Origin of the sequence: Amycolatopsis sp. WAC 01416, assembly GCF_003947485.1 — a bacterium.
In the GTDB taxonomy this organism is placed as follows: Bacteria; Actinomycetota; Actinomycetes; order Mycobacteriales; family Pseudonocardiaceae; genus Amycolatopsis.
This window is the reverse complement of record NZ_QHHX01000002.1, coordinates 241499-263397: the sequence shown is the minus strand read 5'-3', so window position 1 is coordinate 263397 and position 21899 is coordinate 241499. Positions and strand designations below refer to the sequence as shown.

The 21899-nt window shown below is 68.2% G+C and carries 17 protein-coding genes; 8 read left to right on the top strand and 9 right to left on the bottom strand.

Translation table 11 applies throughout. From position 1 onward, the window contains the following. Positions 1 to 174 precede the first annotated feature (174 nt). The 3 genes from DL990_RS05480 to DL990_RS05470 all read left to right on the top strand — a co-directional run bounded on the left by DL990_RS05480 (position 175) and on the right by DL990_RS05470 (position 6901). A complete protein-coding gene (locus DL990_RS05480) occupies positions 175 to 4635 on the top strand; it encodes a DUF6531 domain-containing protein (RefSeq protein WP_125798080.1) in 4461 nt (1486 codons plus the stop codon). Positions 4636 to 4705: 70 nt separating this feature from the next. Next, the gene (locus DL990_RS05475; RefSeq protein ID WP_125798079.1) at positions 4706 to 5914 is read left to right on the top strand and encodes an amidohydrolase family protein; all 1209 of its coding nucleotides are present in this window, start codon (positions 4706 to 4708) and stop codon (positions 5912 to 5914) included. Between the two features lie 153 nt (positions 5915 to 6067). Further along, positions 6068 to 6901, top strand: a complete 834-nt coding sequence (locus DL990_RS05470; protein ID WP_233620402.1) for a MarR family transcriptional regulator — start codon at positions 6068 to 6070, stop codon at positions 6899 to 6901. On the opposite strand, the gene DL990_RS05465 is transcribed toward DL990_RS05470, so the two are convergent. Both DL990_RS05465 and DL990_RS05460 read right to left on the bottom strand, forming a co-directional pair. Beyond that, positions 6869 to 7456 (bottom strand): dihydrofolate reductase family protein, encoded by a 588-nt coding sequence (locus tag DL990_RS05465; protein WP_125798077.1) that lies wholly within the window; start codon positions 7454 to 7456, stop codon positions 6869 to 6871. The two genes, DL990_RS05470 and DL990_RS05465, sit on opposite strands and share 33 nt — an antisense overlap. 132 nt (positions 7457 to 7588) lie before the next feature. Next, positions 7589 to 7921: a MerR family transcriptional regulator gene (locus tag DL990_RS05460; protein ID WP_125787357.1), complete on the bottom strand. Its 333-nt coding sequence runs from the start codon at positions 7919 to 7921 to the stop codon at positions 7589 to 7591. Between the two features lie 772 nt (positions 7922 to 8693). Here DL990_RS05460 and DL990_RS05455 point away from each other — a divergent pair. Then, complete coding sequence (locus DL990_RS05455; protein WP_125787356.1) at positions 8694 to 8954, top strand: hypothetical protein; 261 nt, start codon at positions 8694 to 8696, stop codon at positions 8952 to 8954. On the opposite strand, the gene DL990_RS05450 is transcribed toward DL990_RS05455, so the two are convergent. Further along, positions 8859 to 9854, bottom strand: a complete 996-nt coding sequence (locus tag DL990_RS05450) for an RNA polymerase sigma-70 factor (protein WP_233620401.1) — start codon at positions 9852 to 9854, stop codon at positions 8859 to 8861. The genes DL990_RS05455 and DL990_RS05450 overlap by 96 nt on opposite strands. Positions 9855 to 10002: 148 nt before the next feature. Here DL990_RS05450 and DL990_RS05445 point away from each other — a divergent pair, with 148 nt between their 5' ends. The 3 genes from DL990_RS05445 to DL990_RS05435 are packed head-to-tail and all read left to right on the top strand — an operon-like array spanning position 10003 to position 12440. Then, positions 10003 to 10482, top strand: a complete 480-nt coding sequence (locus DL990_RS05445; RefSeq protein ID WP_233599037.1) for a carboxymuconolactone decarboxylase family protein — start codon at positions 10003 to 10005, stop codon at positions 10480 to 10482. Between the two features lie 30 nt (positions 10483 to 10512). After that, positions 10513 to 11259, top strand: coding sequence for an SDR family oxidoreductase (locus tag DL990_RS05440; protein ID WP_125798076.1), 747 nt, complete (start codon positions 10513 to 10515; stop codon positions 11257 to 11259). A 38-nt stretch (positions 11260 to 11297) separates the two neighbouring features. Then, on the top strand, positions 11298 to 12440 hold the full coding sequence (locus DL990_RS05435) for a cytochrome P450 (protein WP_370451254.1): 1143 nt from the start codon (positions 11298 to 11300) through the stop codon (positions 12438 to 12440). A 129-nt stretch (positions 12441 to 12569) separates the two neighbouring features. Here the strand turns inward: DL990_RS05435 and DL990_RS05430 are convergent, their stop codons facing one another. The 3 genes from DL990_RS05430 to DL990_RS05420 form a co-directional block, all read right to left on the bottom strand. Continuing rightward, on the bottom strand, positions 12570 to 13208 hold the full coding sequence (locus tag DL990_RS05430; RefSeq protein ID WP_125798074.1) for an NAD(P)H-dependent oxidoreductase: 639 nt from the start codon (positions 13206 to 13208) through the stop codon (positions 12570 to 12572). Positions 13209 to 13291: 83 nt separating this feature from the next. Next, positions 13292 to 16615 (bottom strand): RHS repeat-associated core domain-containing protein, encoded by a 3324-nt coding sequence (locus DL990_RS05425; RefSeq protein ID WP_158632588.1) that lies wholly within the window; start codon positions 16613 to 16615, stop codon positions 13292 to 13294. A gap of 178 nt (positions 16616 to 16793) precedes the next feature. Next, on the bottom strand, positions 16794 to 17597 hold the full coding sequence (locus tag DL990_RS05420; protein ID WP_199746226.1) for a phytanoyl-CoA dioxygenase family protein: 804 nt from the start codon (positions 17595 to 17597) through the stop codon (positions 16794 to 16796). A gap of 222 nt (positions 17598 to 17819) precedes the next feature. Between DL990_RS05420 and DL990_RS05415 the strand changes: the two genes are divergently transcribed. Beyond that, positions 17820 to 18620, top strand: coding sequence for an SDR family oxidoreductase (locus tag DL990_RS05415; RefSeq protein WP_125798072.1), 801 nt, complete (start codon positions 17820 to 17822; stop codon positions 18618 to 18620). A gap of 140 nt (positions 18621 to 18760) precedes the next feature. Here DL990_RS05415 and fgd read toward each other — a convergent pair whose 3' ends face one another. From fgd to DL990_RS05400, 3 genes are all read right to left on the bottom strand, one after another. Beyond that, entirely contained in the window at positions 18761 to 19765 is a 1005-nt protein-coding gene (gene fgd, locus DL990_RS05410; protein ID WP_125798071.1) for a glucose-6-phosphate dehydrogenase (coenzyme-F420), read from the bottom strand. A gap of 164 nt (positions 19766 to 19929) precedes the next feature. Further along, positions 19930 to 20691 carry an alpha/beta hydrolase gene (locus tag DL990_RS05405; protein ID WP_125798070.1) on the bottom strand — a complete coding sequence of 254 codons (762 nt, stop codon included), beginning with the start codon at positions 20689 to 20691 and terminating at the stop codon, positions 19930 to 19932. A gap of 126 nt (positions 20692 to 20817) precedes the next feature. After that, a complete protein-coding gene (locus DL990_RS05400) occupies positions 20818 to 21636 on the bottom strand; it encodes an LLM class flavin-dependent oxidoreductase (RefSeq protein ID WP_125798069.1) in 819 nt (272 codons plus the stop codon). Between the last annotated feature and the right edge of the window lie 263 nt (positions 21637 to 21899).

Sequence of the window (21899 nt, the reverse complement as noted above, 5' to 3'; positions counted from 1 at the left end):
TTTCAATCTGCGGAGGTTAACTTCCACATCGCAGAACTTGCAAGACCCTGCCCATAGGGGTCGTCCTCCCGGCGGGCGGACAAAGATCCTTTCCGCACGGGGGCACCGGACCGCGGCGGTGGTAGAAATCAGCTGCCCAGTCGGCGAGGGTCCCGAGGCAGAAAGACGGCACACATGGCGAATCCGCTGGTCGCTGAACGTCAGGACTCCACCAAGGGCCACTCCGGTGTCCCGCTGCTGGAATCGGCGATCGACCTTAAAGAGGGCATCGAGAAGGGCGACTGGGCCGCGGTCGCGATGGGTGCCGTCGGGACGGCTCTCGACGCGCTGTCGATGGCCATGGATCCGTTCGGCTCGATCCTCGCCGCGGGCGTCGGCTGGCTGCTGGAACACGTCGGCCCGCTCTCCGACGCGCTCGACGCCCTGACCGGCGACGCGGATCAGATCAAGGCGCAGGCCGAAACCTGGTCCAACATCGCCAAGGAACTCGGCGCCATCGGCACGGATCTGTCCGATCTGGTCAAGGCCGACTTGCAGACGTGGGCGGGCGATGCCGCCGACCGTTACCGCGAACGATCCCAGGACACGGTCACCGTGCTCACCGCCGCGCAGAAGGGCTGCGAAGGCGCCTCGAGCGGAGTCAAGACCGCGGGCGAGGTCGTCGCCGCTGTCCGCACGCTCGTCCGCGACATCATCGCCGAACTCGTCGGCCACCTCATCAGCTGGGCGCTGCAGGTGCTGTTCACCCTCGGCATCGGCCTGACGTGGGTGGTGCCGCAGGTCGTGACCGCGGTCGCCAAGACGGCCTCGAAGATCGCCGATCTCACCACCAAACTCGTCAAGGCGCTCAAGGGCCTGATGCCGCTGCTCAAGAAGGCCGACACGCTCTTCGACGACGCCGCCAAAGCCCTGCGCAAGCTCCAAGGCGGCAAGGTGGACGCCCCGCCGCCGCCCAAGACCAAGGGTGGGAACGATCGCGGGATCGACCCCATGAAGGACAAGGACGACGAGAGCACCACCAGCTCCAGCGCCGACGGCGGTGGCGGCCGCGACAAGGGCGGCGACAGCAACACCAACGACAAGGGCAACAACACCAAGAACGACAACGACCAGACGAACACCAGCGGCACCGGCAACGGCGGCACCCGCGACCGGGGCGGCAACAACGACTCCACGAAGAAGGACGGCAACGGCGACCGGTCGACGTCGTCGGATTCCAAGAACTACTGCGGTGACCCCGTCGACGTCGCGACCGGTGAGGTCGTCATGACCCAGGTCGACGTAACGCTGCCCGGCGACGCGGCGGATCTGGAGCTTTCCCGCACGCATCTGTCGTCCTACGGCGCCGGCCGATGGTTCGGTCCATCTTGGACGTCCACAATGGACCAGCGGTTGGTCTTCGCGGGCGACCGGATCCGGTTCTACGCCGAAGACGGGATGGTGCTGGATTACCCCATCCCTGCCCACGAACCCGTTTTGCCGCGGCAAGGTCCGCGCCACCGGCTGCGCCGCGCTCCGGACGGCTACCGGCTGTCGATCGGCGATCGCGAGCTGCTCTTCGCCGGCGACCGCGGCGTCCTGCCGCTCAGGGCCATCGAACAGAACGGAAGCCGCACCGAGTTCGGCTACGCGGCCGACGGCACGCCCGCGAGCATCCGCCGTGACGACGGCGTCGAACTCGCGATCGGCACCGCGAACGGGCGGATCGTCGCGCTCGGGGCTCCGGGGCAGCCGCCGTTGGTGAGTTTCTCGTACAACCGGCTCGGCCAGCTGAGCACGGTCACCGACTACGCCGGTCGCCCCATGGCACTCGACTACGACTTCGGCCACCGCCTCGTCGGCTGGCGTGACCGCACGGGCACCTGGTACCGGTACGTCTACGACGACGCCGGCCGCTGCGTCCGCGCCGTGGGCGCGAACGGCTACTACAACGCGACATTCGTCTACGAGCCCGGCACGACCCGGCACACCGACGCGCTCGGCCACACGTGGACGTATCGCCTCAATGACGCCAAGCAGCTGATCGAACGGGTCGACCCGCTGGGCAACTCCCGGCGCTACAGCTGGAACCGGCGCGACGAGCTTCTGTCCCAAGTGGACGAACTCGGCCGCGAGACCGGCTACGAGTACGGCGACGACGGCGAACTGGTGGCCGTCCACCGCCCCGCGGGCTCCACCGTGCGGCTGACACCCGCCGCCGGCGGCGAGGTCCGGCTGTCCGCGGGCGATGTCCAGCGGGTGGTCCCCGAATTCGATCCGGCCACGACCCTGGCGGGCACCGGCTTGCCGGTGCACATCCCGGACGCGCCGAATCCGCTCGACGACGAACCCGTGACGGACCGCCCCGGCGACCGCGACCTGTTCGGCCGCCCACGTCTCACGTACACGGCTTCCGGCGGCGAAGCGAGGCTCGGCTGGACGGCCGACGGCCGCCGTGCCTGGCGGCTCGGCCCGCACGGCGGTCGCGAGACGTGGGTGCACGACGCGGAAGGTCACGTCGTCGAGCACCGTGACGCGACGGGTGCCGCGCGGCGCCGCAAGTACGGCCCGTTCGGTCTCGTCATGGAGGAGACCGACGCCGCGGGGGCGCGCACGCTGTACACCTACGACGGCGAGCTGCGGCTCACCTCGGTGACCAACCCGAACGGCCTCGTCTGGCGGTACGTCCGCGACGCCGCCGGCAGGCTCGTCGAGGAGGTCGACTACGACGGCCGCCGAATCGGCTACGCCTACGACGCGGCGGGCCGGCTGCTCCGCATGACCAACGGCACGGGTGACGCGACCGAGTACGACTACGACCTTCAGGGCAACATCGTCGCCCGGCGTACCCCGGACGACGTCACGTCGTACGAATACGACGCGCTCGGCAGGATGACCGTCGCCGAGAACGCCGAGTCGCGGGTCGAACTCGTCCACGACGGCGATCAGGTGGTCACCGACACGATCAACGGGCTCGGCGTGTGCCTGCGCCACGACGGCGAAACGCTCGTCCGCCGCACATCGTCCGGTGTGGACAGTGAGTGGCGCTTCACCGAAGCGGGACTGCCGAGTTCCCTGCGGATCGCCGGTCACGAGGTCGGCTTCGCCTACGACGCCGCCGGACGGGAGATCACGCGCAGCGTCGACGGCGCCGTGGTGCTCCGGCGGCGATTCGACGCGGAAGACCGGCTCGCCGAAGAGGACATCGCGGGTGTCGGGCGGCGTGTCTACCGCTACCGCCCGGACGGCAGGCTCGCCGCCGTCGACGACGCGATCCGGCCATGGCAGCTCTCCTTCGACCCCACGGGCCGGGTCAGCGAGGCACGCGGGCCCGCCGGAGTCGAACGGTTCACCCACGACGCGGCGGGCAACCTCGCCGTCGACGAGACCCACTACAGCGATGACGAGCGGGGCAGGGTCACCGCCGATCGGTCGTGCGCCTACGAATGGGACCACCTCGATCGGCTGCGTTCCGCGCGCACACCCGACGGCGCGCTCTGGACCTACCACTACGACCCGCTCGGGCGGCGGTTCGCCAAACGCCGCTGGCTGCTGGGGCCGGAAGGGGAAGCCGAGCTCACCTTCGACGTCCGGTTCCTGTGGAGCGGGATGAACGTCGTCGAGCGGATGGATTACGACCCCGCCGACGAGTCCTATCGGCTCTTCACCTGGGAGCGCTACGACGACGACCGTCCCGTCGTCCAGATCGAGCGCACCGGCGCCCTCGAAGACGCCGTGTTCCGTGCCGTGATCACGTCACCGGCCGGAACGCCGACCGAGTTGCTCGACGAGCACGGCGCGCTGGTCTGGCAGGACCGCAGCAGTTTCTGGGGCGTGCCGTTGCCCGACGCGGACACCGCGGCGATGCCGCTGGCGTTCCCCGGCCAGCACCGCGACGAGGAAACCGGGCTGCACTACAACGTTTTCCGGTACTACGACCCGCGAACCTCGCGTTATCTCAGCCAGGATCCGCTCGGACTCGCCGCCGCGGCCAACCCTGTCGGCTATGTCGAGCAGCCGCTGCTCATCGGCGACCCGCTCGGCCTGGCCGGTTCCTGCGGCAAGACCGGGCCGGGCAGTCAGCAGCGGCCCCAGCCGGCAGGCCCCAGTGCGCAGCCTCCGCCGCTGCGAAGGAGCCCGAGGAAACCTCCCATCAACGTCGACAAGATGTCGAAGGAGGAATTCGACAAGTTCAAGCCGAAACTCGACGAGATCTTGAAGGCGGACAAGCACTTCTTCTGGTCCGGCGGCACCAAGAAACGCAAACGCGGCGAAGATGACGAGTACCTCGGCTCGGTCGAGGAGAAGGCCACCAAGATCGCGAAGCAGAACGGTGGCAACACGCTCGAAGGGACCCTCAAGGACAACAACGTCAAGATGCCCGGGTGGATCAACGATCCCAACGACCCGCGGAAGCCGCTCGTCCAGGAGAAATGGGACTACGTCTCCGAAACCTTCGCCAAGAACTCCAACAAGGACACGCACGTGGTCTTCCCCTACTGGCCGGGCAAGGGACACGACGTCTACCCGCATCGCCGCGAGGACAACGTGTTCGACGTGACCGAGTACCCGAGGCTCGAGAAGATGGGGATCGACGACATCACCAAGCACAACGCGGAAACCGGGCACACCCGCCCGTACCGGCACACCAAGTGAGTCACCTGACGTTGCTCCCGCGAACCCACTTTGGTATACCAAAGGGACCGCGTCGAGAAGGGTGTTCACCGTGTTGATCCGTGACGTCCGCCCGTGGGGTGGACAGCACAGCGACGTCGAAGTGGCCGATGGCCGGATCACCGCGGTACGGCCGCACGATCCGGCCGCCACGACGGCACCCGGCACGGTCGACGGGCGCGGGCGGCTGCTGTTCCCGTCGTTCAGCGACGTGCACGTCCACCTGGACTCGACCCGGATCGGCCTGCCGTTCCGGCCGCATACGGGTGCGCCGGGCGTCTGGGCGATGATGCTGAACGACCGCGAGAACTGGCGCGACGCCGAGGTCCCGCTGCCCGAACGCGTCGCCGGGACGCTGGAGCGGATGATCGCCAACGGCACCACCCGCGTGCGCACGTACGCGCAGGTGGACGTCGACTGCCGGCTCGAGAAGCTCGACGCCGTACTCGCCGCGAAGGAGCGCTTCGCCAAGCACGCGGACGTCGAGATCATGGCGTTCCCGCAGGCCGGGATCCTGCGCGAACCCGGCACCGTGGACGTGCTGGAGGCCTCGCTGCGGTCGGGCGCCACGGTCGTCGGCGGGATCGACCCGTGCTCACTGGACAAGGACCCCAAGGGACATCTCGACGTCGTGTTCGGCCTCGCCGAGAAGTACGGCGTCGAGGTGGACATCCACCTGCACGAACCGGGTCACCTCGGCGTCTTCTCGACCGACCTGGTGATCGAACGGGTCCGCGCGCTGGACATGCGCGGCAAGGTGACGATGTCGCACGCGTACGAACTGGGTTCGATCTCGGAGTCGGTGAGCCGCCGCCTGATCGACACCTTCGCGGAGCTGGACATCGCGATGGCCACCGTCGCGCCGTCCGTCGACGGCCAGCTGTCCCTCGCGGACCTCACGACCGCGGGTGTGCGCGTCGGCCTCGGCGAGGACGGCCAGCGGGACTACTGGAGCCCGTACGGCAACTGCGACCTGCTCGACCGCACCTGGCAACTGGCCTTCACGAACGGCTTCCGCCGCGACGACCTGATCGAGCTGGCGCTGGCCGTCGCCACGATGGGCGGCGCGTCGATCATGAGCCACGACGTCCCGCGGCTCGCGGGTATCGCCGACCGGCCCGGCGTGGCCGCCGGCGACCGCGCCGACCTGGTGCTGGTGGACGGCGAGACCCTGACGAGTGCGGTGATGGACCGCGGCAAGGACCGCACGGTCCTGCACGACGGCGTCGTCGTGGCGGACGGGCTTTCGGTACTCGGCTGAGGGGTCCCGTTGATCCCGAAGGGCCGACGAAGGAAAGGAGGGCGCGGCGGTGCCGGTGATCCGCCGCGGCCCGATGTCGAATCCCGGATGAGCCGTTCGTGGAGTAAGTGAGCGGCCGCCACGAGGGCGCCGCCACGACCACAGGGGATGAGAATGTCGCACCCGGAACCCGTCGCCCGCCGCATGTACGACCTGGTCGAGCCCATCGGCCTGGTGCCCTATTTCGCCGACGAGTCGGACGAGGCCCTGATGGCGCTGGGCCTGCGCAATCAGTGGGACGCCTACTTCTCCGGGCGGGCCGCGCCGTTCGGCCGGTCGGTTCCGGCCGAGGTGATCCACGCGATCTTCTACAACTTCGCGCCCGGCGAGGTGGCACGCCACCTCCCGAAGGTCTGGGAGCTGACCACACCGGAGGCGGCGCTGGCCGCCCGCGAGCGGGGATGTGTCGCCGGAATCCGGCGGATCCTCGGCGACCTCGCCGACGACCCCCGTGTCACGCGCGCCGGCGACCTCCTGATGAAAGCGGCGACCAGCGCACCGATCGAGGGACGCGCCCTCTACGCCGCTGTCCGCACGCTCCCGGTCCCGCGCGAGCCGGTGGCCAGGCTGTGGCACGCGGCCACCCTGCTGCGCGATCACCGCGTCGACGGCCACACCGTCGCTTTGGTGACCGAGGGCATCGGCGGGACCGAGGCCCACGTGCTGCACGCCCTGTCCATCGACATGCCCGCGAAGGAGTTCGGCCGGGTCGGCCACCTCCCCGCCGCGCAGCTCACCGCGGTCGTCGACGGTATGCGCGACCGCGGCCTGGTCGGAACCGACGGCTGGCTCACCGCCGACGGCCGGGCCACGAAGGAACGAGTCGAAGCGCTGACCGACAAGCTCGCGGAAGCGCCGTACAACGCCTTGAGCCCCGGCGAACTCGACCGTATGGTCACCGACCTCGAATCGGTCTCAGCGGTTCTCCGTGCGGCCTTCCCGTGGTAGCCGCCCGACGCGATAGCGCAGGTGGGTAGCGGTCCCGGCGATGGGTTCGCCCTGCGGGACCAGCTCGCCAAGGTGCCCGGCGAACACGGCGGTCCCCTGCCCCAGCACCACCGGGGAGAGGTGGAGGTAGACCTCGTCGAGCAGGCCCGAGGCGAGCAGCTGCCCGGCGACGTCGGCGCCCAGCACGAGTACGTCCTTGTCCTCCGCGGCTTCCTTGGCACGGCGGACCGCGGCCTCCAGCCCGTCGAAGGCGAACGTGCCGCCGTTGTCGCCGAGCAGGTCTTCCCTGGTCCGGCGGGTGACCACGAAGCTCGGGACGCCGGGCCACGGCGTTCCGCCCCACGGCCGCAGACCGAGGTCGAAGGTGTGTCTTCCGATGACGGTCGCCCCGACCATCGCGTTCACTTCGTCGCGAACGCGGGCGTCGGGCCCTGCACCGGCCATCCATTCGTGCAGTCGTTCGCCGCCGTCACCCATGGGCTCGTCGGCCCGCACGTTCGGTCCGGCGGTGAATCCGTCCAGCGACATCGACACGTCCAGCACCACCTTGCTCATCGCAAGGCCTCCTTCGCTCCTGGGGCGCCGCTGTCCGGCGCTTCAGGAGGGGGTCGGAGCCGTGCCGTCCGTCTCGACATCCACGCTCGAACGCCCTCGTCCTGTCCGGACAAGGGCGTTCTCGGCGGGGTTTCAGTCCTCGGCGCGGAGTTCGGCGTTCACGCGCTGGGCTTCGTGGAGCTGATCCTCAAGGGTGACGATGCGGCAGGCGGCATCGACGGCGGTGCCCTGATCGACCAGTTCCCGCACTCGCGCGGCCAGGCGAAGCTGATACCGGGAGTAACGGCGATGGCCGCCGGCGGAACGCTGCGGGATGATCAGGCCGGCCTCGTCGAGACTGCGAAGGAAGCCTTGAGTGGCGCCGAGCATGTCGGCGGCACGGCCCATCGTGTAGGCGGGGTAGTGCTCGTCGTCGAACCTGTCGGCCCCGCTGGGCGTGGCCGGTCCTTCTTGGTCAGGGATCATTCCACCTCCACATCACAAAGGACCCCGGGTGCCAAAACGGCACCCGGGGTCCTCAGGGTTGGTTTCACCATTGTCCACCGGCGCGACCGCCGGCTTCCTGCACCCGCGTCCGGTGAACGACCGGATTGCGCGGGGATCGCTTATTCGTGACCGCGAACCACCTCCGTGCTCGATGGAACTACGGCACCCGCGCGGCGCTACCTTGCCGCTGCGGGCGATCCAATGATGTCGCCGTTCCCTTCTTTCCTGTGTTTTCACCTTGCTGGGTACTGCTACTTCACCTGCCGCGAGCGACACCGCCGGAACCCTTTCACTGATCGGTCCCAGCACGCTGACGCCGCTGGTCACTGCCCGGAGCCCTGTTCCTTGATCGGCCCCGGCCACCTGACCGGTCCTGCAACTGCACTGCTTATCTACTGACTTACTTATCTACTGACCTACTGCAACTACCTGTTCTTCACGGGCGCGACCGCTCCGCCCGCGTCCTGCACTTTCCTTGCAGGGCCGGCACTACCTGGTCGAACCTTCTTCACAACCCGGCCCTGAGATCCTGCTCCCGATCACCGTCCGGGACCTGTTCCTTGATCGGCCCCGTGCCGCCTGACCGGCTTGTCTCACCTCGCGGGTAGTTACGTCATCTCCCGCGCCTGCTTGACGTTGTCTTTCTCGGTACGAGGAGAACATTACACACACCCGGCATTGAATGTCTACCTCAGCCAGCATAGATTTTCTGAAGCGCGTCGGACGGGTGAACGCAGAAGGGGAGACGACCATGAGTGACGACCTCGCCGGGGATTCGCTCGACGAGCGGTACGGCCTGGCCATGGTTCGTGACCTGGAGGAATACGCCGAAGCGCTGTCACGGCTGGTCGAGAAGGGGCTCCAGGACCGGCGCGCGCCACTGCTTTCCGAGGCCGAGGCCTACGCCGCGGCGGAACTACTCGGCCGGTTCGCGCTCGATGAACCTTGGAGCGCCTTGAACCAGCTGGCCGCCACCCTGGCCAGCCGGATCTACCACCGCCTCGGCGCCTGAACACCGGCTGACGGTGATCTCCCGCCCCACATTCGCCAGCTTCTCCGGATTGCGCACGTGGTAGGCACCGGTGACCAAGCCGTTCTCGACCCGCACCGCCAGCACGCCGTCGATCTCCCCGTCGACCCGGATGAGCAACCCCGGCCCACCGTTGATCTGAACCGGCTCGACCGACCTTTCCGCGTCCCGTTTCCACCAGCCGGCGGCCAGCAGACGCGCCACGTTGTCCACGCCGACGACCGGTCGCAGCAGGGCGTGTTTGACCCCGCCGCCGTCGCTGAGGGCGACGACGTCCGGCGCGAGGACGTCGAGCAGGCCCTGGAGATCGCCGGTTTCGACCGCTGACTGGAAGGCCAGGAGCGCCGCCCGGTGTTCGGCGGGTGAGCCGGCGCCGCGGGGCCTGCGCGCGGCGACGTGCGCCCGCGCCCGATGCGCGATCTGGCGCACGGTGCTCGAGGTTTTGCCGACCGCTTCGGCGATCTCGTCGTAGTCGAGTGCGAAGACCTCGCGCAGCACGAACACCGCTCGCTCGGTCGGCGCGAGCGTCTCGAGCACCAGCAACATGGCCATCGAGACGCTGTCGGCCAGCTCCACGTCCTCGGCCACGTCCGGCGCGGTCAGCAGCGGCTCGGGTAGCCACGGGCCGACGTAGGACTCCTTGCGCCTGCCGAGTGTCCGCAGCCGTTTGAGCGCCTGCCGGGTGGTGATCCGGACCAGGAACGCACGAGGGGCCAGCACCGTCGCGAAGTCCACGCCCACCCACCGCATCCAGGTCTCCTGCAGGACGTCCTCGGCGTCGGTGGCCGAACCGAGCATCTCGTAGGCCACGGTGAAAAGCAGGTTGCGGTGGGCCACGAACGCCTCGGTGGCCGACTCCATGGCGGTGTCTCGTTCGCCCATCACCGGTTCCTGCCTTTCTCGAGCGTGCCCATACGACCCCGGCCCTCCTCCTTTTGTGACGGTGGCCTGCGTCACAAGGCCGATCTGTCACGGGGATCGCGTCGCCGGGATCTCTTGGTCGCAACGCCGAAGAGAAAGGAAGCCCGCCATGCCCCCGCGGTCACGCATGCCCAACCCGATCCCCTTCGTACCCGAGATGGCCGAAGTCGCCGGCGGCCTGCACAAGGTCCTCAAGAACGGCGCGATCCCCTCGACGACCATCAGCCTGCTGCAACTGCGCGCCGGACAGCTGCTCGGCAGCACGTACTTCACGATTCGCGAAACCGGCGATCTCCGCCAAGCCGGGGAGCCCGAGGAGCGCATCACCGCGGTGGCGACCTGGCAGGACGCCACCTGCTTCACCGACCCCGAACGCGTCGCGCTGGAGCTCGTGGAGGCCGTCCTCACGCCGAATCCGGCCGGCGAACGTGTCCCCGACTCGTTGTACGCCAAGGCATCCGAGTGCTACGACGCCAAGGCGCTCTGGACGCTCGTCATGGCGATCGCGCATATCGGCTTCTTCGCCCCCGCCGCGCTCATCGCCAAGCCGATTCCCGGAATGCCGCCCGGTCTCAACTACACCGACTGACTTCCCCACGCTCGAGAAAGGTTCTGAATCATGAGCAAGTTCGCAGTGGCCGGAGCGACCGGACGGCTGGGACAGCACGTCGTCGACGTCCTCGCCGAACGAGGACACCACGTCGTGCCGATGTCCCGCGCCACCGGCGTGGACATCATCACCGGTGAGGGGCTCGCCGAGGCGCTCACCGGCGTCGAGGTCGTCATCGACGTCGCCTCATGGCACGGCTCCGAGCAGGAGGCGGCGACGGAGTTCTTCCGCACAGCGGCCCGCAACCTGCAGGAAACGGGCCGTCAGGCGGGGGTCGCCCGGATCGCCGCGGCGTCCATCATCGGCACCGACAAGGCCACCGCCGGTTTCATCGCCGCCAAGAAGGTGCACGAGGAACTCCTTCTGGCGGGCCCTCTCCCCGTCCGCCTCCTGCGGGCCGCACAGTTCCACGAGTTCGTCGGCCAGCTCCTGGACTGGCAGCAAAGCGACGTCGTGCACCTGCCGGCCCTGCCCACGCAGCTCGTGGCCTGCCGCACCGTCGCGGAGGAACTGGTCGACCTCGCCATGGACCCGAGCGACCCTGGACCGCCCATCCCCGAAATCGCGGGGCCCCGCAAGGAAATCATGGCGGACGCGGCCCGCATCCTCGGCGCCCGCCGGGGCATCGAAGTCGTCGGCGTCGACGGCTCGGGCATGCCCGACGCCGACATCGCCGCCGCCGGCGGCTTCCTGCCCAGTCCGCACGCCAAGCTCGCGGGCCCCACGTTCCAAGAGTGGCTCGACGCCCAGTCCTGAACGGAAGGCAGAAAATGACCGAAACCATGCCGCTTCACATGCGAAGGAACGGTCTCGACCCGATCGAGGAACTGGCGCGGGCTCGCGACGGCGAGGGGATCGTACGAGTCGAGACGCCGTTCGGCCTACCCGCGTATCTGGTCTGCCGTAAGGAAGATGTCCGCCAAGTGCTGGCGGATCCGGCCCGGTTCAGCAGCGCCACGCCGTTGCCGGGAGCCGGACAAGACGACGTCACGGCGGGACAGCTGATCAGGCTCGACCCGCCCGACCACACGCGCTTGCGACGGCTGCTCACCCCGGAATTCACCGTGCGGCGGATGAACAGGCTCGAACCGCGGATCACCGAGATCGTCCAAACGGCACTGGACAACCTGGAGCGAGCCGGTAAACCCGCCGATCTGGTCGCGCACTTCGCGTTGCCGGTGCCGTCGCTGGTGATCTGCGAACTGCTGGGCGTCCCGTATGCCGACCGCGGCGAATTCCACGAGCGCGCCGCGCGGATTCTCGACACCTCGTTGCCGGTGGACCAGCGGGTCGCGGCGCAACGGGAGGACCACGACTACATGGCCGGACTGGTGGCCCGCGCCCGGGCGGATCCGGGCGAGGACATGCTGGGCATGCTCGTGCGCGAGCACGGCGACGATCTCACTTCGGACGAGCTGACCGGCATCGCGGGACTTCTGCTGCTCGCCGGACACGAGACGACCGCGAACATGCTCGGCCTCGGCACGCTGGCGCTGCTGTGGCATCCGGACCAGCTGGCGTTACTCCGCGAGGATCCCGGGCTGATCGAGCCCGCCGTCGAGGAGCTGCTGCGCTGGCTGTCCGTCGTCCAGTCGCTGCCGCCGCGGACGACCACGACGGACGTGGAGATCGGCGGGCACCGCGTCCCCGCGGGATCGCTCGTGATCTGCTCGATTCCGGCAGCCAACCGCGACCCCGCCCTGATCGACGCCCCCGAGACCCTCGACATCACCCGGGGAACGACCGGCCACGTCGCCTTCGGACATGGCGCGCACCATTGCCTCGGGGCACCACTGGCCCGGATGGAGCTGCGCATCGCTCTCCCCGCGCTGCTGCGGCGTTTCCCCCGTCTCGCCTTGGCCGGTCCCGACGAGCGAGTGGAATTCCGCGCGTTCAGCCTCGTCTACGGCGTGCACGCGTTGCAGGTGACGTGGTGAGCCTCGTTCGTCTCACGCGGGAGGCGGTCGGCTAGTGAGGGGTAAGGCAAACGTGGGGCGAGGAGAGCTTTCTCACCGCTACGGCTGTCCGGCCGCCGTGACCGGACCAGACACGTTATGCCTTACCCCTCAAGAACTGTTCCGCGCTCGGCCGGCGGCGAAGTAGGCCCGCAGCGGAGCCACGGCGTGCTCGCCCGCGCCAGCCTCGACCGCGGCGGCCAGCGCGTTCAACTGGACCGTGGCGATGCGCACGGATACCGGGTCGGAAAGGGTGGGCACGAACTGACCCTGCTCGTCTTCGACGTCGGCGAGCTTGCCGTCCGCCTCGGTGAGCACCACCCATGGTCCGCTGACCACGTGCGCGTGACAGTCGTGCAATACCCGGCCGAGATCGGTCAGCACGTTGCGGCCGAGGCCACGCCCGGGAGTGGCCACCATGGTCACCACGCATTTGCCGTGCAACGCGGCGCCCACCATGGGCCGGGACACCCAGTCGACCGCGTTCTTGAGCACGCCCGGAATCGAGCTGTTGTACTCCGGTGTGACGACGAGCAGACCGTCCGCCTCGCGGACGGCCTCACGCCACCGCTCGACCGGAGCCGGGCCGCCCTCCCGGGAATCGAGATCTCCGTTGTACAGCGGCAGATCGCCGAGTCCGTCGAAGACATCGATCGTCATCCCCTCCGGGGCCAGCTGCCGAACGGCGGCCAGCAGCCGGGTGTTGAACGACTCCTTGCGAAGCGATCCGGAAATGCCGAGAATCCGCAACTCACCACACTCGCATTCGTTTCGTAACGGTCCATGAGGGATTCCCGCCGTTCGGGGCGGTACCGCTTCGGCCACTCACGGCATCATTGCGGACCGCGGGCGTTTCGGGCACGCGCCGACTCCATCCCGACCGGCCCTCCGCCCGCGAACAGACGCGCGTCGAACCCGTCAAGGTCGGCGAAAAGCAGCAGATGATGATGGTGGCGAAGCAGAGAACCCACCCAGTTGCCTGCCGTTTCCGCCCGCGCCGCTTCAGCACGACTCAGGAACCCGAGAGGATCGTCGGCGGCAGGGGGATTCGGGACGTACGCATGGGGGTTCGGCGCAGCCGCCAGGCCAAGCGGATCCGGGGAGAGGTACGCGCCGGTATCGGGATCGAAATAGCGCTGATCGTGGTAGTGCAATCCCGTTTCCTGGTCGTGATACTGACCGGCGAATCGCAGCGGGGACGTCGCGGTATCACGTTGCCAGTGGGATTGCCCCCACAGTGTGCGCTGCTGATTTCCGGCGATGACGCCGTCAGCGGAGACCAGCTCGGTCGGCGCACCACTCGGGTCCGTGACCACGGAGTGGAATTCTTCGTCGACCTTCTCGTCTTCGGATCCTGCACGGACAACGGTTCGCGAGGTCTGCGTGACCGGAATGAACGAGTCGTTCCGGTAATTCCATGTGGTGATCTTCCGCCGATCGCCTTGAATGTCCTCTTGCTCGGCGAGAACTCCCCCGTCCCACGAGAAACGGGTCTGCTCCAGCAGTTCACCGTCGGCGGAAAGATGACGCTTGCCGATGCGGCGGCCGAGGGGATCGTAGTGATAGTGCCACTTGCTCCCGTCGGGAAGGGTGGCGGAGAAAAGCCGGCTGTCCGCGTCCCACGCGAAGCGCCAAGTCTCCGGATCGCCGGATATCCGTGTTCGCGTCCGCGTCACGACTCGCCCGGCGGCGTCGTACCCGTAACGGACGTTCCCGGCCCGGGTGGTGAAGGTTCCGTTCACCTCGCGGGGTCCTTGCGATGAGGTCTCCGGAGTTCCGGAAGCGGGGAAAGTGGCCGAAGCGGGCCAGACGGCGTTCACGATGTTGCCGACGGGGTCGTAGTCATAGTGCTCCGACCATTCGTCACCCCGGCCGGTCACGGCGGTGACCCGCCCTTCGGAATCGAGCCGGAACGCCCGGCCGCCGGTGAGCAGATCTTCCAAGTCCGCGACGAATCCGTCCGGGCCGTAGGTATACGCGCGCCGTTGGAGCGGTTGCCCAGCGACGATGGACCCCTCCGGACCGGAGGAAGCGGCCCGGCCGGTGAGGGTTTGAGTCACGAGACGACCGAGCAGGTCCCATTCCTGGGCGAGCACGGTTCCGCCGGGTAGCTCCCGCCGGATTTCCCGTCCGGCTTCGTCATGGGCGAACCGCAGTTCCCTGCCGTCGGCGGTGAGTGCCGAAGGCAGTCCGGCGGCGTTGTAGACCCAGGCGGTACGGGCCCCGGATGGAGTGATGCGGCTCGTTACCCTTCCAGCGGCGTCGTAGGTCTTGGTGACGGTGCGGCCGTTGCAGGTTTCGGTGATCACCCGTCCGAGCGAGTCCCGGACGAAGACCAAATCCATGTCGTCGTTTTTCGCGCGAAGGAAGCGGCCTTCCGGATCGTGGTCGAACTTCGTCACGGTGCCCTCCGCGGCGTGATGAGTCGCCAGCTTGCCGAGCGGGTCATACGCGAACGAGGCCTCGTGGCCGCTGGCGTTCACCCGGTGCACGAGCTGGCCAACGGCGTCGTACCAATACTGGGTGGTGGCGCCGTTGTAATCGGTCTGCGCACTCATCCGGCCGGCGGAGTCCAACTCGTAGTGCCACGTCAGTCCGCCGTGGGTCACCGAGACAAGGCGACAGTTGTGGTCGAAGTCGAGCTCGCTGCGGGTACCGCCCGGCCAGTCGATCGACACGAGCCGCCCGAATGGCCCGTAAGCGTAGGACGTGACCGCTCCCGTGGCGGAGACGCGTCGCAGCAAATTCTCTTCGCCGTCCCAGTCCCAGGACTCGGTCGAACCGTCCGGCAGGGTACGGGAGGCGGGGAGACCATCCGTCGTCCACGTATAGGCGGTCGCCCCGCCGCCGGAACTCGTGACGCGTACGACTCGTCCCAGCAGGTCGCGCTCGTACCGGGTGGTTTCGCCGGTGGGTGCGGTGACCATCACGGGCATCCCGGCGGGATCGCATTCCATCGTGGTGACCGCGCCATCCGCGCCGATCACCTCGGCGAGGTGCCCGCGGCTGTCATACCCGTTCTTGAGCACCGAGCCGTCGGGCGCGGTCAGTTCGGTGAGATTGCCGCTCTTGTCGAAGGCCTGTAGCCAGACACCTCCGTCCGGCCCGGTTATCCGTACCGGGAGGCAGGCCTCGTCGACTTCGACGTTGGTGACGCGGCCGTCCGGATTGGTCACCGAGACCAGGTTTCCGCGATCGTCGTAGGCATATCGCGTGACCCTGCCGAGGGCGTCGGTGCGGACGGTGACCCGGCCACGTTCGTCGTAGTCCGTCCGCGCCGTTTTCCCGATCGGGTCGGTGATCGCGGCGACTTGGGCGGACTCGGTGATCGTGTGGATGGTGACATCTCCGTCGATGCCGGTCCACCGGGTGACGCCGTGCTCGTAGGCGAAGGTGCCGGACAGGAAACCCTCAGGGCCTTCCCCGCGTACGCAGCGGCCTTCGGGATCGAAGGTGTAGTGGTAGGAGTAGCCGTTGCGGTCGGTCCAGCTGGTCAGCCTGCCCTCGCCGTCGTAAGTGAAGCGTCGCGGCAGGCCGGAGGAGTTGACGACGCCGGACAGGTTGCCGGAGTCGTCGTATTCGAAGCGGCGCAAGGGGATTTCGTCCTGGCCGTCGGGGCGGGCGAGGGTCAGCGCGGTGACGTGCTCGCCGGTGACCGTCACCAGGACGCGGTAGCCACCGGAGTGGACGATGCTGAGCGGGCGACCGGCCTCGTCGTGGCTGAAGGTGATCTCGTGGCCCGCGCGGTCCGTGACCGAGACCAGGGGCAGTTCGTCGCCTTCGAATCCGGGCCGGCGTTCGTATCGCCAGACGAGGCCGCGTTGCGGATCGCTGATGGCGTAGGAGCCGTCCGGGTTCTGCAACAACGGCCAGGCGGGACCGGTCACCGGGATGGAGCGGGGATCGCCGGCGCCGCCCGGATGTGTCCAGGTCAGGATCTCCCCGCCGGCGAACCTCGCGTCGATCCGGTCTCCGGTCACCCGCAGGCACTGGTCGAGGCTCGACGTCCAGGACCGTCCGAACCATCGGCCGGTGCGAGCGGACGACCTGTGGGCACGCTCGAGCACGAGGGGCAAGACGCCGGGCAGCGTGACATCGGTCTCGGCCAGAATGACGTCGCCGGTCGCCACGTCCACGAGATCGCTGACGTCAGGCATCATAGTCTCCACCCTTGATTTTTAGTCCCATTTACGGCTTCATCGAGCTTTGCTCGCCGGTGGCGGTGGCGCGCTCACCGGCGTCGTACACGTTTCGTCGCCGCCCCGACAAGAGTGGACAGCCGCGGAGCCAACGAGATCTCACGGCCGCCGACCCTGCGGAGGCGATTTCACCGGACTACGGAATCAGCCCTCGCAACGGCGCGAGATCGTGCCAAGGATCTTGCAGCGCTTCACGCCACTTCGCTTCGTGCTCCCGATGCCGGAGCCTGAAGTAAACCGTGCGCCGAATGGAGTCGCCGGTGTTGTTGCCACCATTGTGGCCGAGCAGGTAGTGCTTCAACAGCAGGTCGCCCGGACGACCACGCACCATCTCCCGCTCCGGCAGCTTGACATTCGGGTAGGTCGTGAAGGCCTCGGGGCCGCGCTCGCGGAACAATTGTGCGTGCGCACGGTGTGTTCCCGGCCAGACGAAGAGGTTTCCCGTGTCATCGCTCGACTGGTCGGTCAGGAAGAACCCGGCGAGCATGGTGAACGTCCATGGGGGGTCATCGGGTTTCCGTCCCTTGCCGCCGTCGATATGCGGCTTTTCCCTGGCGTCCTTGAAGGGCGGGTAAGTCAGTGCGATCTGCACCGACTCCGGCACCTCCAACTCTCCTTCGCCCGTGAGGTTTTCGGCGAGCGAGAAGGCGGCGGTGTCACGCAACAACGCCGCGAGCACCGGTGAATCCGCCAATTCCTGGAACCGGTAGACCACCCCGACGTGGCCTTCCGCCGGCGGGCGCGCGCGCAGCTGCTCGTCGACCACCGCGTTGGCGGCGGCGATCAGATCCGGCGGCACGACATCCGGAATCACGAGGTAACCGCGCTCGGCGAACTCTTCCAGCTGTTCACGAGTCAGTGCCCGTTTCGCGCTGAATGTCGCCTGCCGGTCACCATTCTTCGGTATGACTTCGGTCGGATCCACCACGAAATCTGCCACCCACCTTCTGTCGAGTCTGCCGTCTCGGGTACCCGGCTGATGCTAGGGCGCTCGCGGAGGGATCCCTATCCCTCGGTATGACAGTTGCCCGCGCCACGGCATCGGGAATTTGCTTGACCTTCAACGTCCTCGCGGTCGCCGAGGAAACTCGCGCCGAAACAGATGCGGTAAGTTGGCTGGGATTCGGTCGAACGTCGACCTGTCAACCCTTTTGGAGGAGCCATGTCCGTCCTTGTCATCGGCGCGTACGGCAGTGTGGGCAGTCACGTGGTGACTGGGCTTCTGTCCGCCGGAGCGTCAGTCCGGGGAGCCAGCAGGAAACCGAAACCGGGCGAATTGCCGGACGCCGTCGAGATGGTCCGCCTCGACCTCGATGAGCCGGAGAGTCTTCCGGCCGCGCTCGAGGGCGTCAAAAAGGTCTTTCTCTACGCCAATCCGGGCAGTGCCGCCTACTTCGCCGCCGCGGCGCGGGCGGCCGGAGTGGAACACGTCGTGTTGCTGTCGTCGGCTTCCGTGGTGGAACCCACCCTGCAGAACAGTCGCAGCGCGAAAGAGCACTCCGCGGTGGAGAAGGCGCTGCAGGAGTCCGGAATCGCGTGGACCTTCCTCCGCCCGACCACGTTCGCCACCAAGCAGCTCAGCTGGGCTCCGGCGATCCGGGCCGGGGAACAGCTGCGGATTCCCTTCCTGCACGGGCGTGCCGCGTCCATCCACGAACGCGACATCGCCGACGTGGCGGTCCGGACACTGACCGACGCCGGACACGAGGGGCAGGGGTACTGGCTGACCGGGCCGGAAGCCTTGACGCAGCAGGAACACATGGACACGATCGCCGCGGTGATCGGGCAGTCGATCGACGTCGTCGAGGACACCGAGCCGAAGTGGCCGGAGTTCCTCATCCAGACCATGAAGCAGCTCATGAAGGAACCGTGCGTCGTGACGCCCGCCGTCGAGGAGATCACCGGAGTGCCGGCCCGCTCCTTCCGGCAATGGGCCGAGGACCACGCCAAAGACTTCAGCTGACCGGGCGGGCGTGCCGGCCACCGCGTCGTGGCGGTGCCGGCACGCTCATCGTCACTCGGTCTTGCCCCGGCTACCGGCGGAATTCGTCCTGATTGGACACCCCGCCGAGGTGAACCGCTCGGCGGGGTGGCCACGAGTGGTCAGCCGAGCTGACGCAGTCCGGGGAGGACCTGCTCGGCGAAGTGCTTGAGGAACCGCTCTTGGTCATGTCCGGGGCCGTGGAAGACCAAGTGGTCGAACCCGGCGTCGACGTACTGCTTGATCTGACCGATCGCCTCGTCCGGGGTGGAGGCGACGATCCAGCGTTTGGCGATCTGCTCGATGGGCAGTTCGTCGGCGGCCTTCTCCATCTCGACCGGGTCCTCGAAGCCGGCTTTCTGCTCGGGAGACAGTGACAACGGAGCCCAGAACCGGCAGTTCTCCAGTGCCTGGTCCGGGTCCGGGTCGTAGGAGAGCTTGATCTCGATCATCTTGTCGATCGCGTCGTGGTCGCGGCCTTCCTGCCCCGCGCCCGCTTCCACGGCAGGCAGGAGTTTCTCGGTGTACAGCTCCATGCCCTTGCCACTGGTGCAGATGAAGCCGTCACCCTTGCGGCCGACATATTTGGCCATGACGGGACCGCCGGCGGCGAGGTAGATGGGGACCGGCACCTCGGGCCGGTCGTAAATGGACACGGCGGTGGTCTGGTAGTACTGCCCCTCGAACGTGACGCGGTCTTCCGTCCACAGACGGCGGATCAGGTCCACGGCCTCACGCAAGCGGGCGAACCGCTCCTTGAAATCCGGCCAGGTGATGCGCGCGACCGCGACTTCGTTGAGCGCCTCGCCGCTGCCGATGCCCAGCGCGACCCGGCCGGGGTACAGCACCCCGAGGGTGCCGAACGCGTGCGCCACCACGGCCGGGTTGTACCGGAACGTGGCGGTCAGCACGCTGGTGCCGAGCTGGACCCGCTCGGTGCGCTCCCCGACCGCGCTGAGCCAGGACAGGGAGAACGGCGAGTGGCCGCCCTCGTGCCGCCATGGCTGCAGGTGGTCGCTGATCCAAACGCTGTCCAGGCCGTGGGCTTCCGCGCTGACCGCGTACTCGACGAGCTCGCGCGGGGCGAACTGCTCGGCCGACGCCTTGTAACCGATCTTCAGTGCCATGCTTCCAGTAATAGGCCGCGCCGGGAGGGATCCCTATCCCCCGTCCTGACGGTTGGCGGTGCCGGCCCGTCGGAGCAGCGGTTTCGGCAGGCGTCCAGGAAAGCGCGGCAGGGCGCGGACAGAGCGGCGCCCGGGGGAACGGGCCGGACGCCGCCGCGCTCGCCTCAGACCGGTGAGGTGAGCGCCCGGTCCAGATGCCGGGCGAAGAACCGGACCGCGCTGTCGACCTCGAACCTCGGCACTTCATGGTGCTTGCCCGCGTTGGCGTGCAACGTCTTCTCCTTCGAGGCGAAGGCGTCGAACAGCGTCAGGCTGGCCTCTCGCGAGATTTCCTCGTCGTCCCACTGCATGTCGAACTCGATCGGGATGGTGATCCCCTTCGCCTTCTCCGCGAGGACATCGGGCCAGTGCTGGCCGAAGACCGCGGCCGTGATCCTGGGCTCGATCGCCACCAGCGGCACCCCGATCGCGGTGCCGAGGTTGATACCGAAGTAACCCACCGGCCCATCGGCGCCGATCTCCGCGAGCCCTTGAAGGGCATCCAGGGTCGCCCGCCACTCCGGCACGGCCAGCTCCGCCAGATACGCGCTGTAGCGCCGGGCGACCGGGCCTTCCGACTCGCCCGCGGCCTTCGCCGCCAACAGCGCGGCGACCTCCTGCTCGTCGCGCGCCGAGCGCGGCCGGTCACCGTGACCGGGCGCGTCGACGACGGCGACGTGAAAGCCGCCTTGAGTCACGAAGCGCTGTGCCCGGCCCGCCATCGCCGGATGCTTTTTGTGGTTGCCCCCACCGTGGCCCATCAGCACCAGAGGTGCCCGCTCGCCGGCGGCAGGCGACCAGAGAACGCCGGGGACCTCACCCACGACGAAGTCGCGTTCGACCATGCCGTTCGACGAAGATTCGGCAAGGAACCGCAGAGAATGCATAGGTGTCGCCTTTCGAGAGGGCCGTGACGCTGGTCCTCCACAACCGGCGTCCGGGACCACCACGCTCCCGCCGAAAGCGCCGACGCGTTCTCGGCGGTCCGGCGGAAGCCGTGGTGGTCCGCGTGATCAGGCGAGAAGTTCGAGCACCGGGGCGAACTGCTCGGCGAACACGGCGTTCAAGGTGAAGCAGTTGATGCCGAGCGTCTCGCGCCGCCGCTGCAGTTCGTCGGCCATCACCCGCGGGCTGCCGCGGAGGATGCCCAGCGAGTCGTGCTCGATGAGCGTCTTCATGTCGGTCTTCAGCAGCCGCGGGACCCACGGCGGCGCCACTTCGCCGATGACGAAGATCGGGGAGACGAACTCGATCTGGTCGCCCCGGTCCCCGGCCTGCGCACGCATCCCCGCGACCAGCGCCGCGATTTCCTCCCGGGTCGCGATCGGGCTCGCGGCGACGGTGATCCTGTCCGCCTTCGCGGCGGCCAGGGCACGGGCCTTGGGACCGCCGGCGGCGATGAGCACCGGGGTGTGCGCGTCCCCGTCGAGGGCACGCAGTTCGTCGATCGTCTGCTCCACCTGCGCCAGGCGTTCCGCGGGCGAAGACGGCGTGATGCCCAGCAGCTTCACCGCGTCATCCAGGACGAACGGCCTGCCCGTCCCGATACCCAGGTCGAATCGCCCGCCACTCAGCAGTGACAGGGTGTGGGAATCCCAGGCCGCCATGCGCGGCGCGCGCAGCGGGCTGGCGGCCACCCACGTTCCCACCCGCAGGGTCGTGGTCGCCCCGGCCGCGATGGCGAGGGCGGGGAACGGTGACGGTGCGGTCAGGACGTCGGCCGAGAGCAGGCTGGTGTATCCCAGGTCTTCGGCCTGCCTGGCTATGCCCAGCCACTGCTTCTCGTCCGTTGGCTCCGCAATCACGGCGAACTTGAACGCCTTGTCGGTCATGGGGGAAACCCTGTCCTTTCGTAGAGCGGACGCCATCGGGCACGGAGGCCGCCCCCGATCGCGGGCGGGGCGGACCCCGCGGTCCCGCGGCTCGGATCAGCTCCGGTGCGTGCGCGTGGCGGAGTACCCGGACGAAACTTTTTCGGCCCGCGTTCAGCAGGCTAAAAGCGGCTGCACCCCCTCCGGCATCCCTCAGCCTGATAGCCCGGCCGCCCGGCGATGGAAGCGCGCCGGAAGGATTGCGTGAGTCAGCGATCCGCTGC

Coding starts and splice junctions, on each gene's coding strand:
- DL990_RS05415 (WP_125798072.1), top strand. CDS start 17,820: ATGTCCGTCCTTGTCATCGGCGCGTACGGCAGTGTGGGCAGTCACGTG.
- DL990_RS05460 (WP_125787357.1), bottom strand. CDS start 7,921: ATGATCCCTGACCAAGAAGGACCGGCCACGCCCAGCGGGGCCGACAGG.
- DL990_RS05440 (WP_125798076.1), top strand. CDS start 10,513: ATGAGCAAGTTCGCAGTGGCCGGAGCGACCGGACGGCTGGGACAGCAC.
- DL990_RS05480 (WP_125798080.1), top strand. CDS start 175: ATGGCGAATCCGCTGGTCGCTGAACGTCAGGACTCCACCAAGGGCCAC.
- DL990_RS05445 (WP_233599037.1), top strand. CDS start 10,003: ATGCCCCCGCGGTCACGCATGCCCAACCCGATCCCCTTCGTACCCGAG.
- DL990_RS05400 (WP_125798069.1), bottom strand. CDS start 21,636: ATGACCGACAAGGCGTTCAAGTTCGCCGTGATTGCGGAGCCAACGGAC.
- DL990_RS05425 (WP_158632588.1), bottom strand. CDS start 16,615: ATGCCTGACGTCAGCGATCTCGTGGACGTGGCGACCGGCGACGTCATT.
- DL990_RS05455 (WP_125787356.1), top strand. CDS start 8,694: ATGAGTGACGACCTCGCCGGGGATTCGCTCGACGAGCGGTACGGCCTG.
- DL990_RS05470 (WP_233620402.1), top strand. CDS start 6,068: ATGTCGCACCCGGAACCCGTCGCCCGCCGCATGTACGACCTGGTCGAG.
- fgd (WP_125798071.1), bottom strand. CDS start 19,765: ATGGCACTGAAGATCGGTTACAAGGCGTCGGCCGAGCAGTTCGCCCCG.
- DL990_RS05465 (WP_125798077.1), bottom strand. CDS start 7,456: ATGAGCAAGGTGGTGCTGGACGTGTCGATGTCGCTGGACGGATTCACC.
- DL990_RS05450 (WP_233620401.1), bottom strand. CDS start 9,854: ATGGGCGAACGAGACACCGCCATGGAGTCGGCCACCGAGGCGTTCGTG.
- DL990_RS05435 (WP_370451254.1), top strand. CDS start 11,298: ATGCGAAGGAACGGTCTCGACCCGATCGAGGAACTGGCGCGGGCTCGC.
- DL990_RS05405 (WP_125798070.1), bottom strand. CDS start 20,691: ATGCATTCTCTGCGGTTCCTTGCCGAATCTTCGTCGAACGGCATGGTC.